The following is a 12,317-nucleotide window of genomic DNA, read 5'->3' as shown; positions in this document are numbered from 1 at the left end:
ACAGCGATTGACGCACATTTACGGACAAGGCTTCGGGTTATTATTTGGAAGCGGTGGAAAGTACCAAAGAAGCGACAGTGGGGCTTGCAGAAACTGGGAATAGGCAAGGACCTTGCGAGGCTAACCTCATACTGTGGTGACCGCTACCAATGGGTTGTCACGAAGACGTGTGTTGTAAGAGCAATCTCTGAGGAAGTGCTTGCGAAAGCAGGACTAATAAGTTGTCTCGAATATTATAATAAGCGTCATGCCTTGAAGTTATGTTGAACCGCCGTATGCCGAACGGCACGTACTGGTGGTGTGAGAGGGGGATTAAATTCCCCCTACTCGATTATTCTGGGAGAAGTGCGGGCGAAGCGTTACGATGAAGGAGGGCTTCCGCTGTGGCTACTATAACACAAGATATGCGCTTTAGACTATCACTCATTCATTATTCTGAAAAACACGGGGTATCAAAGGCTGCAATAAAGTATCGTGTTAATCGACAATATATTTATTGCTGGCGTAACCGATATAATGGCTCTATTGATTCATTACGAAATCAATCTCGTCGCCCACATCATCATTCTAACCAGCACACTTTAGAAGCGCTAAGGCTAATTGCTGATCTGCGCCGAAGAAATCCATATATAGGACTTGTTGTCTTCTGGGTAAAACTCATGCAAAGAGGCTATAAACGCTCTATAGCAGGGCTTTATCGTATTCTTCGAAGACAAGGAATTATGGAGTTATAGAACAAAACGTGTTGATAAAAGCTCTGTAGAGCCATGTAAATCATAGGGTTATGAGGGTTTAATCTTCCTTAGAAATATACTTCTTGGAGGAAGATTAAATGAATCAAATAAATTGTCCTATTTGTGGAAAGAAATGCGTTAAGTCAGAAAAAACAAATGTCGGCTCCCAACGCTGGCTTTGTAAGATCTGTAAATCCTCTTTTACACACAAGATTGATAATAACTCGAAATGAAGGTAGATGAGCATGGAAATAAAAGACCAACACATGAAAGAATTTTAAAAGCGGCCTTCTGGATGCTATACGCACTCTCCAGAGCCGCTTTCTTCGTCTGAAATATGAAATGTAATGCCTACCGATAAAAGTATTGCAGCACTCTATAAAAAATGAATGAGAAACAAAAGTTAGAAAAAAGCCTCTCTATCTGGGACGATGCTATTGTATTACAGTTCCTTTTTTATTCCACGGTAACGGATTTCGCCAAGTTCCTGGGCTTATCCGGATCGAAGCCCTTTAGGAGGCTGACTCGGTAGGCGAGGAACTGGAGAGGAAGCACCAAAAGGCTTCCGGCAAAGAGGGGATGGGTCTTAGCTACGCTAAGGCTTCCGGCAAAGTCCTCTTCTTCAATAGCAATATCTTCCGTCTTAATCGCAAAGCATTTGGCTCCACGGCTTCGTACTTCGTGAATATTGGAAATGCTCTTTCCGGCAAGCTCCTCCTGCGAAAGAAGACCGATGACCGGACTGTCCTTTTCGATTAAACTGATGGTGCCGTGCTTTAATTCTCCACTACTATAGCTTTCACAGTGAATATAGCTGATTTCCTTCAGCTTCAAAGCGCCTTCCATAGAGATGGCCCAGTCCAGCCCTCTTCCCAGGAAGAAAATGTTGTCCGCATCCTTTAGTTCCTTTGCCATAGGAAGGATTTCCTGATCCATAGACAGGCATTGCTGAACCTTTCCCGGAAGGAGGAAAAGCTCTTCTGTTAAGTTAGAAGCTTCTTCCCTGCTGATTTTTCCCTTTGCCTTAGCCAAAAGCAGGGAGAAAATGTAGCCTGCCACAAGCTGACAGCTGTAGGCCTTGGTGGTGGCTACCGCAATCTCCGGACCCGCCTGGGTGTAGAAGACAAAGTCGGATTCTTTGGCAATGGCAGAGCCCTTCACATTTACGATGGATAGGGTTTTTGCCCCTAATTTCTTGGCTTCCTTTACGGCAGCCAAGGTGTCCGCAGTTTCTCCGGACTGGCTGATGCTGAGGACCAGTTCTCCATTTTCCAAAATGGGATGATTATAGCGGAATTCACTGGCCAGCTCCACCTGTACCGGAACTCTAGCCAGGCTTTCGCAAACGGATTTCAAAACCCAACCCGCGTGGTAGGCGGAACCGCAGGCAATCACCCGAACTCTGGAAATATCCTGAAAATCCTTTTCCGCCATAGAAAAAGCTTCATAGGAAAAGTCCGGATTTTCCGCATTCTCCGGATCTTTCCTGGCAGAAGAAAATTGCTTCGCCCCGGGAGTAGCGTATTCTTCAGGCTTCCCATTTTCAAGCTGTTTCCCATTTTCCTGCTTGCAGGCATAAAGCAGAGTATCCTTCACCACCTTGGGCTGCTCAAAGATTTCCTTTTCCATAAAATGCAGGTAGTCTCCCTTATGAATCTGGCTTTGACTCAGCTCCGCAATAGTGGAAGAGCGCTTTACTTCCTCACCGTTTTGGTTATAAATATGGATTTCCTTCTCGGAAAGGCTGAGAATCTCCCGATTTTCCACAGGATAGATTTTCTTAGTATAGTCTAAAAAGGCGGAAACATCGGAAGCCAGATAGAAGGCATTTTTCCCTTTTCCCACAATCAAAGGGCTATCCTTTCGCATAGCATAAAGGGTATTTGCATCCTCCAAAAACATGATGGCAAAGGCAAAAGAGCCCTTCAGCTCCTTTTGTACAGAGAAGAGTGCTTTTAAAATATCCTTTTCTTTCCGGTAATAATATTCCATCAGGTTTACCGCAACCTCCGTATCCGTATCGGAGTAGAAGCTGTAACCCTTTTCCTGTAAGAAATTTTTAATTTCTGCAAAGTTTTCAATAATGCCGTTATGCACCAGCACCACTTCCTTATGCATGGACAGGTGGGGATGGGCATTTTTTTCACTGGCCTTTCCGTGAGTCGCCCAACGGGTATGTCCTATCCCCATAGAGTAGGGAAGCTCAAATTCCTTAGAAGCCTCCACTTTTTTCTTTAATTCTTCTAATTTTCCTACAGCCTTCACCACTGTGAAAGGATGAGCGTACAGGGCGATTCCTGCAGAATCATAACCTCTGTATTCCAGACGGGAAAGACCGGCCAGAAGAATCTCTTTGGGATTCCCCTGTCCAACAAAACCAACAATACCGCACATTGTATTTTCCTCCTATTAAATTGTTTAAGGTGCGGAGAAAGCTTTTGTTACGATTTTGATTTCGCTTTTTTTCTTTCCCTTACGATGCACTACTCCGAAACAGCATCCGCCGAATCTTTCGATTACTGTTTACCTCGTCAGCTTGGAATATCTCCGAAGCCCTGGCGCTAATTTTTCTTTTTTCCTTAGTAAAGAAAAATTTGTGCTATGATAGCACGGTGAAAAAGAGATTAGGAATGCTTTTTCAAAAAAATTAAAAAAAATTCTTTTTTGGGAAGTATTTCTAAAATTGTTGTAAAGAAGAGTAGGAATCTGTGCCCTCGGAAAAGCTTCTCTGAAATTGCGGAAAAGCAGAAAAAAAGATGAAGCAATTCCTTGGATATGTAGGAAGAAAAATGTAGAAAAGTCTTGATATTACAAGGGAAATTCTATAAAGTGATAGGGCTGTTATTACAGCGGAACAGAAGCAGGGCAAATGCTATGTTGGTTCCATGAAGGAAACTTCTTTGAGAGATATGAGAGCAAACAAGCCGGAGCAGGTTATTGAACTTGCCGTTAAGGGAATGCTTCCCAAGGGTCCTTTAGGTAGACAGATGTACAAGAAACTTTTCGTGTATGCAGGCCCGGAGCACAAGCACCAGGCTCAGCAGCCAGTTGCACTATCAATCTAAGGGAGGATAAAAAATGGCTACAAACAGAAATTACGGCACAGGCAGAAGAAAAAGCTCTGTAGCAAGAGTATATATCATGCCGGGAACAGGTAAGGTAACCGTAAATAAGCGTTCTATCGACGAGTATTTCGGATTAGAGACATTAAAGACCATCGTTCGTCAGCCCTTGGTGGCAACACAGAACGAAGGAAAGTTAGATGTTCTTGTAAATGTTAAGGGTGGCGGAACCACAGGTCAGGCCGGTGCAATTCGTCACGGTATCGCAAGAGCACTTTGCGAGATGGATAGCGATTTCCGTCCTATCTTAAAGAAGTCCGGTTTCTTAACCAGAGACTCTCGCATGAAGGAGAGAAAGAAGTACGGCTTAAAGGCAGCTCGTCGTGCTCCACAGTTCTCCAAGAGATAATCTTCGGAACTTGGAGTTACGTTCAAATCCTTGTTTTACAGGGGTTTGTGGAGTTGTCAGATGTGGTGAAAAGAGGTGGAATTTATTCAGTTCGCAGCGCATTTGCAACACGTTTGCAACAAAAATATCTAAAAAATATAGGACACTTTTCAGTGATAGACACTGGAGAGTGTCCTTTTTATTATGCGGATTTTGTATCGGCAGTTACGCTGTCCTTATTTTCTAAGGTTTTGTTGATTGCGTCTACAAGAACCTGCATATCTAAGTGAGTATAAACTTTTTCTGTTAATGTCATAGCACCGGAGTGCCCCACAATTTTCTTGATTGTTGTATCCTGAACACCAGCTTCCGATAACATGGAAATACAGGTATGTCGAGAACAATGTGGTGTACGATCAATTCCAATCTGTTCCACTAGAGGAGTCCAATAGCTGTCATAGTAATTGCGATAAAGAAATCATTTGCCATCCTCTGTATGAAGAAGATATTCACAATCTGTATTTGCACCAAAATACATTGTATTTGCACCAAAATACAGGAGACAAGTAATTTATAAACAAATTCGAGCAGATGTAGGAGAAATTCTGGGTTTGCTATGCAGAAGAAAAGGAATAGAGATTATTGAAGTAGAATGTTGCCCGGATCATACTCATATGCTAGTGCGCCTTCCAGGCGCAAGCAGGTAATATCCCTTTATAGGGGGAGAGCATGCCACCCACTGAGCGGGTGGTCATGACTATTTGTGACATAGAATATTTACAGAGCGAACGGTTATTAAAGTTAAGGTCTTGTATAATCGTCCATATAAAATCGATATTGTTCTCCGCGGATATAGTCATGGCAAATATGAACAAGATTATAGTCTGTATCAAAAATCTCGGAGTATAAATAGAATAAAGGTTCTCCATTGGTGACGCGTAAATGTTTGGCAAGCGAACCAGAAGCACGTGTCAGTTCAAGGTACGAATTACGGGAGCCCTTAACCTGAATATGGTAGGAATCTTTTAGAAGCTGATAAAGGGAACCATCTAATGATTCCTCTAAAAGAAATTTATATTTAGGATAAGGAAACAAATTGCTTTCATAAATCATTGGGATGCCATCGGCAAGATCAACACGTTCAATCAAGACTGCCTTTGCGCCAGCTGGAACATTCATAGTTTTGGCATCTTCATCAGATAACTTAGTTACAGAGCGTTTGATCACAAGGCGAGATGGAATGCATTCATTGGCTTTGCATGCATCGGCAAAGCCAAGAAGATGTTCCATTTTGCGTTGGATTTTGCGGGATTTTACAAAAGTTCCTTTTCCCTGACATTTTACAAGATAATTTTCCTGACATAATTCTTCAACAGCACGTCTTACGGTGATGCGGCTGACTTTGTAATGTTCGCTTAATTCTATTTCAGTAGGTATTTTTTCGTTGGCCGGATAAGTGCCATCTTTGATTGCAGCATTGATCGCTTCTTTTAGCTGCATATATAATGGAGTTTCTGCATTCATATCAAGATTCATTATAATTCTCCTTTATATATACAACGTTTATTAGTTATAGATATACGATTCACAAATATATTATAACGGAAACAGACTTAAATAACAACAAAATCCATCCATTTCGTAACGAAAAAAGTAAAAGATAAATCATATGGCTGGCAAAGATATTGTGCAAATAATACAAAAAAAAAGATTAAGTTTGGTAAAAACATAGAACATGAACATATAACGTTATATAACGTTCGTATATAACGTTATAATATGATATAACACAATCATCAAATGAAGCAATAAAAATGGAGGGAGAACATGGGAAAGCAAAAAGCAGATTATCTGTTGAAATCAGATCATGTTTTTACATCTACTGTTGAGAACCCATTTGCAGGATATGTTGCAGTAAGTGGACAGAATATTCTGGCGGTTGGAACAGATGATGGAAGTGATTGGATTGACGAACAGACAAAGATTTTGGAATTAGGAAATCAGTTGGTGACACCGGGATTTATTGATGTACATACTTTTTTTACAGGTTATGCAATTTTCCATATTGGAATTGATATGTCTGGCATAACATCACAGGAAGATTTTTTACAGAAGATAAAAGAAGAGGTTGAAAAAGAGAAAGAATCTGCAACTGTATTTGGACATGGATGGAATCCGGATGGATTTGAGACAGAAGGTTTGGAGGAAAAGTTGAATGAAGCATATCCAAATCGGTCAGTTATCGTATTTGCAGCAGATCGAAGCACATGCATGATGAATCAGAAAGCGGAAGAGACATATGGATTTAACCCGAAAGAATGTTATCCGGAAGCCTACCACAAGATTATGCCGGAGTATTTAAATGATCGGGATTTCATAGAACCGGAATTTAAAGATTATATGAAATTGATGAACAGCCGTGGAGTTACAACGGTAAAAGAAATGGGATTTGATGATTTTTATGGATTTGACTCATTTCTGAAAGAAAAAGAAGAAAAGAAGGAATTGTCACTTCGAACATTTTTTATGTCGCAGCCGGTTGGTGAAGGAATCAACATTGAACATGGAAAAAGAATGAGAGAGAAGTTCCAGGGTGATTTCATCCGGTTCTCCGGATATAACCGAATGACAGACGGAACTGTGGCAAGTACAAAGGGTGATCTGTTAGAACCTTATGAAGGAACGAATATGCATTGCAGTATTCAGGTTGATTATCCGATGATTGAAAAAGAAGTGCAGATTGCTGATGAAAATGGATTCCGTTATTCCCTGCATGCACAGGGAGATGGAGCAGTACATAAAGTGGTGGGTATTTTTGATAAATGTCAGAAGAAAGATGGAAAGCTTGTGAACCGTCATGCAGTGACAGATATGGAATTTTCTAATCCGGCGGATTTGAAAAAGATGGGTGAAATTGGTGTGACTGGAGAAATCTATTTCCAGATTATGTCATTGGATCCAGCGGATGACGTGAAAAAATCGATTGAAGAGACGATCGGAACAGAGAGAGGTAAGTATTTCTGGAATCGAAGAGGTATGCTTGACGGAGGAATGACATTATCAGGAGCAACGGACTTGCCACTGATGATCACAGACATTCCGGAAGCAATTTTCCATGGTTGTGGTGGATATTTCCCAGATGGAAAAGAACAGTACAATGTACAGAACACGATTACAATCGCTGAAATGTTAAAGGCATGGACGTATGGTGGAGCTTATAACATAGGAATGGAAGATAAGCTAGGAACGTTAGAAGCAGGAAAACTGGCGGATATAGCAGTTCTTGATCGGAATGTCTTTGAAGTACCGATGAGCGAGATGAGAGATGTAAAAGTTTCTATGACAATGGTAAATGGAAAACCGGTATATATAAAAGAATAATAAAAAATTATGATGATAGAAAGGGGAAGAAACATGGCACAGATTAACACAGACAGAATTGCAGGAATGAACATTCATTATTTATATTATTCACTCCCGTATTTTCTGGATACACAGCAGAAGCTGGGTGTGAAGACGATTGACGAATGGTTTGATACATTTGGCGATGAGATTATTCATATGCATTTCATAGATGGAAATCCATACGGACATCTGATCTGGGGAGATGGCAATCATCCACTTGGAGAATGGATTGATACGGTTGTCAGACGAGGATACAAAGGATACTTCGGTCAGGAAATTACAGATTTTGCTTATTTTGAAGATCCGGCATCACATGACAAACGGAATATGGAAGCTTATAAGCCTTACTTAATAGGCTGATTACGGGGGATTTGAAAATGGAAAATAAGAAAAAATTTAAACTTCAATTGCCGCATGTATATACGCTGGCATTTATATTGATTATAGTATTTGCAATCTTGACATGGATTTTGCCAAGTGGACAGTTTGACAGACAATTAGTTGATACTGCAGCAGGTGAACGTGAAGTTGCTGTGGCTGGAACCTATCATATGGTAGATAAAGTGAGTGAATCCGGAGATTTGAGACAGGGGCTGCATGAGATTTTAATGGCACCTACAAGAGGCATTCAGGCAGCTGCAGATGTTGTTGCATTCGTTTTGCTGATCGGCGGTACCTTCCAGATTTTAACAAAGACAAATGCAATGAATCGCGGAATTCGGAAGGTTATTTTAAAGTTAAAAGGAAAAGAAGTTTTACTGATACCGATTCTGATGATTCTGTTAGGAATTGGTGGAACGACATTTGGTATGTCGGAGGAGGTTATTCCATTCTATGTTATGCTGATCCCTATTTTCTTCGCAATGGGATATGACTCCATGACGACCTTCATGATCGTATTCTTAGGACCACAGATTGGTTATGCAGCATCTACAACGAACCCGTTCAACGTTCTGATCGCACAGGGCGTTGCCGGAATCCATGGTAACCCACAGCTTGTATATAGATATATCTGGTGGGCAATTATGATGACTGTTACCATCGTTTATGTTATGCGATATGCAATGAAAGTAAAGAAAAATCCAACAGGATCCATCACTTATCAGGATGACCTTCTGAAAAAACAGGAATTTATGATGGATGAAAAGGATACAGGATTTACTTTAAGAGATAAATTGGTATTACTTGTATTTGCAGTAGGAATGGGAATTATCGTGTATGGTATTCTTTCACATGGATGGTATATGGATGAGATTTCTGGTGTATTCCTTTTAATGGGTATTTTAATGGGTATTGTTGGCGGACTTTCTGAGAAAGAGATTGCAGAACAGTTCGTGATCGGTGTAAAAGATCTTGCGTTTGCAGCAGTTGTAATTGGTGTATGCCGAGGCATTCTGGTTGTTGCAGAAAGCGGAATGATCATTGATACGATCCTGAATTATTTATCAAGAGCACTTGCAGGTGTAGGAAGTGTAGCATTTGTTGCAGTAATGTATCTGGTTCAGTCATTGTTGACACTTCTTGTTCCGTCATCTTCTGCACTGGCATCTCTGACAATGCCAATTATGGCTCCATTATGTGATTTACAGGGTGTGAATCCGGAAGCAAGTGTAACAGTACTTCAATTTGCAAATCAGTTGACCAATATGTTAAGCCCGACAGCAGGTATGACCGTTGCAGGACTTGCTGTATGTAAGATTAGCTTTGGTCAGTGGTGGAAGACAATTTGGAAGTTCTTTATTTTAGTAACAGCAATGGCATTGGTATTCTGTACGATTTCAGCAATGCTTTAAACATAAAACTTTTATAATAGAAGGAGAATAAGACAATGAAAGAATTAGTAACCCAAATTTTAAACGGGAGAGAAAAAATCGAAGATGTATATTTTGTGGCATGCGGAGGATCTTTAGTAGATCTTTATCCAGGATATTATTTCGTACGTACCGAATCCAGGACAATGCATGCTGACTGGATCACAAGTAAAGAATTTGTTGTAACACCTCCGGCACACCTTGGAAAAACAAGTCTTGTATTTATCTGCTCTCATGGTGGAAATACAAAAGAGACCGTAGAAGCAGCACATTTAGCAAAAGATCTTGGCGCAGCAGTTGTAGCAATGACACATACACCTGGATCAGCCTGTGATGACAGTTCATTAAATCCAATTGTATATTCCTGGGAAGATGATACAAATGAAAAGGATAAACCACAGGGTATTGTATTAAACATTTTGAATGAGTTAATGAAAGCTCAGGAGCCAGACTATAAATTATACGATGCAGTGGCAGACGGACTTGAAAAAGCAGATGGTATCGTAAGAGCTGCTGTCAAGAGCGTAAAAAACAGAACATGGCTTTTTGCTGAAAAATATGCAAAAGAACCGTTCTTATATATCATGGGTTCCGGAGCTGCTTATGCAGCTGTATATGGATTTGCTATCTGCTCACTTCAGGAGATGCAGTGGATCGATTGCTGCTACTTAAATTCAGCAGAATACTTCCATGGACCATTTGAAGTAACAGATGAAGATCATCTCTATATTTTATTAAAGAGCCGCGGAAGAAACCGCGTTATGGACGAAAGAGCAGAAGTATTCCTGAACAAATATGCAAAGAAATATGAAGTGATCGATGCAAATGACCTTGGACTTGACGCAATTGACGACAGCTGCGTAGAGTACTTTAATGCAATGGTCTTTTATGCAATGAGTGTTGCATACAGAAACGCTCTTCAGGATAAGAGATGTCATCCGACAGACATGAGAAGATACATGGGTGTTGTTGAATATTAATCACAGAGATAGATCATTGCGGAATTCTAAAATGCAATAAGAGATCGGAAAATGGGAATTTCGCAATGACCTGAAATTTATGGGTAGGCAAAAAGGAGAATGAGAAAATGTATGATGTAAGTGTATTAGGTTTTGGTGATAATGTTGTAGATAAATATGAGCATATTAAAACAATGTATCCTGGTGGAAACTGTGTAAACTTTGCGGTATATGCTAAAATGTTTGGTGCAAAAAGAAGTGCATATATGGGATACTTTGGCAATGATGCTGAAGCAGAACATGTTATGTATGCGTTAGATGATATTGAGATTGAGACAGTAAAGTGCAAACAGTTAGAAGGAGAAAATGGTTGTGCGCGTGCAACTTTAGTGGATGGAGACAGAGTGTTCTTAGGATCTAATGAAGGTGGTATCCGCGGAAAAACACCATATGTATTAGATCGATTTGATCTTGAGTATATCAGACAGTTTGATTTTGTACATTCTGGAAATTATTGTTTCATGGAGAAAGAACTTCCAAAAATCCATGAAGCGGGCGTGCCGATTTCATTTGATTTTTCAGATGACTCAGAGGATTACTATTATGCAGAAGTAGCACCTACGGTTGATTATGCATTCTGCTCTTTTGACGGAACAGATGAAGAAGCCAGAGAACATTTGAAAAAGATTGTTTCCTATGGACCAAAGCTTGCTGTTGCATCCAGAGGTGCAGATGGCTGTATTTTATATGATGGACAGGAATACTATGTGCAGAAAGCGGTACCGATCAAGGAAGTTGTTGACACCATGGGTGCAGGAGATTCTCTGATCACATCGTTTATGGTTGCTTATACAGATTACCTGAAAAAGGGAATTATGGGAGAAACTGCCATCAGAGAAAGTCTGGCAGCAGCAGCTGAATTTGCTTCCAAAGTATGTGGAATGAATGGTGCTTTTGGATATGGCAAAAAATATGAATAAACAATAAAGAGATATGAAAAAGAAACTGCGGAACACAAAGCGTTATAAATGATTGATTCAGACGTGAGTTTCGCAGTTTTTTAATCTTTATCCGAACCATGCAGATACATAGAGTTTAAGAATGGGAAGACTGTGTGTTTACCGGTGGTGATGAAATGCATGATAGAAAGAATGATATTAAAATATTTGGGTTATCGAAGAAGGAATGATCGGAATGGGAAAAAGAATACTTTGTATTGGAGATTCAAATACCTGGGGATATATACCAGGAAGTGGGGAACGATATGAAAAAAATGTGCGCTGGGCGGGAAAGCTTGCACAGATACTTGGGGAAAACTATGAAGTGATTGAAGAAGGAATGAATGGAAGGACAACTGCATTTACAGATAAAATTGAACCTGGAACATCTGCCCTGGATTATCTGTATCCATGTCTGATTTCACAATTTCCTTTGGATTATATCATTGTTATGTTAGGAACAAATGATACAAAGACACGCTATGGAGTGAATACAGTAGAGATTGGATATGGATTGGATGAAGTACTGCTGAAGATAGAGGAAACATGCAGACGGAAATGTCAAACTCCTGAAAAAATAGTTATCGCACCAGCAAATTTATATCCTAAAAAAGACTGGATAGAATTTGCAGCAGAGTCTGCACAAAAGGCAGGCGGGCTGACAGAAGAATATAGGAGTATTGCCGCACTTCATCATGCAGAATTTCTGAGCGCACGAGAGGTGCTTGGGGCAGAGTGTATTGGGTGTGACGGAATCCATTTTACGGAAGCGGGACATAGAAAACTTGCGGAAGCAGTAGCGTTTATAATTAGGAATAACGAAAGACACAGGTAGGTTCAATATATTTTACTTATTGTTGTGGTATGTTTGGTTATACTCAATACATCATGTGTAAGAAAGAACATGTCTGCAGAGTATGTCTTTACCTATGCCGAGAAACATCCGAAGGATTATCCCGC

The 12,317-nt window shown here is 40.3% G+C and carries 10 protein-coding genes and 5 pseudogenes; 12 read left to right on the top strand and 3 right to left on the bottom strand.

Features of this window, described 5'->3' with window-relative positions; translation table 11 throughout:
* The first annotated feature begins 383 nt into the window (after positions 1 to 383).
* From HMPREF9624_RS11585 to HMPREF9624_RS12395, 3 genes and pseudogenes are all read left to right on the top strand, one after another.
* On the top strand, positions 384 to 734 hold the full coding sequence (locus HMPREF9624_RS11585) for a helix-turn-helix domain-containing protein (RefSeq protein ID WP_242821549.1): 351 nt from the start codon (positions 384 to 386) through the stop codon (positions 732 to 734).
* 98 nt (positions 735 to 832) lie between these two features.
* Positions 833 to 964, top strand: a pseudogene (locus HMPREF9624_RS11780) (transposase-like zinc-binding domain-containing protein); the annotation flags it as partial.
* Positions 965 to 1,002: 38 nt separating this feature from the next.
* Positions 1,003 to 1,266 (top strand): annotated as a pseudogene (locus tag HMPREF9624_RS12395) (hypothetical protein); the annotation flags it as partial.
* On the opposite strand, the gene glmS reads toward HMPREF9624_RS12395, so the two are convergent.
* The gene (gene glmS, locus HMPREF9624_RS08140) at positions 1,191 to 3,128 is read right to left on the bottom strand and encodes a glutamine--fructose-6-phosphate transaminase (isomerizing) (protein ID WP_009429817.1); all 1,938 of its coding nucleotides are present in this window, start codon (positions 3,126 to 3,128) and stop codon (positions 1,191 to 1,193) included. The pseudogene HMPREF9624_RS12395 and the gene glmS overlap by 76 nt on opposite strands.
* Positions 3,129 to 3,607: 479 nt before the next feature.
* Between glmS and HMPREF9624_RS08135 the strand changes: the two are divergent.
* A pseudogene (locus HMPREF9624_RS08135) lies at positions 3,608 to 3,799 on the top strand (uL13 family ribosomal protein); the annotation flags it as partial.
* A gap of 13 nt (positions 3,800 to 3,812) precedes the next feature.
* Positions 3,813 to 4,205 (top strand): 30S ribosomal protein S9, encoded by a 393-nt coding sequence (gene rpsI / locus HMPREF9624_RS08130; protein WP_007156834.1) that lies wholly within the window; start codon positions 3,813 to 3,815, stop codon positions 4,203 to 4,205.
* 181 nt (positions 4,206 to 4,386) lie between these two features.
* On the opposite strand, the pseudogene HMPREF9624_RS11580 reads toward rpsI, so the two are convergent.
* A pseudogene (locus tag HMPREF9624_RS11580) lies at positions 4,387 to 4,641 on the bottom strand (tyrosine-type recombinase/integrase); the annotation flags it as partial.
* 79 nt (positions 4,642 to 4,720) lie between these two features.
* Here HMPREF9624_RS11580 and HMPREF9624_RS11575 point away from each other — a divergent pair.
* Positions 4,721 to 4,876: pseudogene (locus HMPREF9624_RS11575) on the top strand (transposase); the annotation flags it as partial.
* A 109-nt stretch (positions 4,877 to 4,985) separates the two neighbouring features.
* Here HMPREF9624_RS11575 and HMPREF9624_RS08125 read toward each other — a convergent pair.
* Entirely contained in the window at positions 4,986 to 5,720 is a 735-nt protein-coding gene (locus HMPREF9624_RS08125; RefSeq protein WP_009427862.1) for a GntR family transcriptional regulator, read from the bottom strand.
* A gap of 291 nt (positions 5,721 to 6,011) precedes the next feature.
* On the opposite strand from HMPREF9624_RS08125, the gene HMPREF9624_RS08120 reads away from it, so the two are divergent.
* The 6 genes from HMPREF9624_RS08120 (at position 6,012) to HMPREF9624_RS08095 (ending at position 12,192) form a co-directional block, all read left to right on the top strand.
* Entirely contained in the window at positions 6,012 to 7,565 is a 1,554-nt protein-coding gene (locus HMPREF9624_RS08120) for an amidohydrolase (protein WP_009537347.1), read from the top strand.
* Between the two features lie 33 nt (positions 7,566 to 7,598).
* The gene (locus tag HMPREF9624_RS08115; protein WP_009537346.1) at positions 7,599 to 7,949 is read left to right on the top strand and encodes an apurinic/apyrimidinic endonuclease family protein; all 351 of its coding nucleotides are present in this window, start codon (positions 7,599 to 7,601) and stop codon (positions 7,947 to 7,949) included.
* 17 nt (positions 7,950 to 7,966) lie between these two features.
* Complete coding sequence (locus HMPREF9624_RS08110; protein ID WP_009537345.1) at positions 7,967 to 9,382, top strand: YfcC family protein; 1,416 nt, start codon at positions 7,967 to 7,969, stop codon at positions 9,380 to 9,382.
* A gap of 35 nt (positions 9,383 to 9,417) precedes the next feature.
* Complete coding sequence (locus HMPREF9624_RS08105) at positions 9,418 to 10,380, top strand: SIS domain-containing protein (protein ID WP_009429635.1); 963 nt, start codon at positions 9,418 to 9,420, stop codon at positions 10,378 to 10,380.
* 107 nt (positions 10,381 to 10,487) lie between these two features.
* Positions 10,488 to 11,339, top strand: coding sequence for a PfkB family carbohydrate kinase (locus HMPREF9624_RS08100; RefSeq protein WP_009537344.1), 852 nt, complete (start codon positions 10,488 to 10,490; stop codon positions 11,337 to 11,339).
* A 214-nt stretch (positions 11,340 to 11,553) separates the two neighbouring features.
* Positions 11,554 to 12,192 carry a GDSL-type esterase/lipase family protein gene (locus tag HMPREF9624_RS08095; RefSeq protein WP_009427991.1) on the top strand — a complete coding sequence of 213 codons (639 nt, stop codon included), beginning with the start codon at positions 11,554 to 11,556 and terminating at the stop codon, positions 12,190 to 12,192.
* The last annotated feature ends 125 nt before the right edge of the window (positions 12,193 to 12,317 follow it).

It is taken from the genome of Oribacterium asaccharolyticum ACB7, assembly GCF_000238075.1.
In the GTDB taxonomy this organism is placed as follows: Bacteria; Bacillota; Clostridia; order Lachnospirales; family Lachnospiraceae; genus Oribacterium; species Oribacterium asaccharolyticum.
The sequence above is the reverse complement of the archived record's forward strand: the minus strand, read 5'-3'. Positions and strand labels throughout refer to the sequence as shown.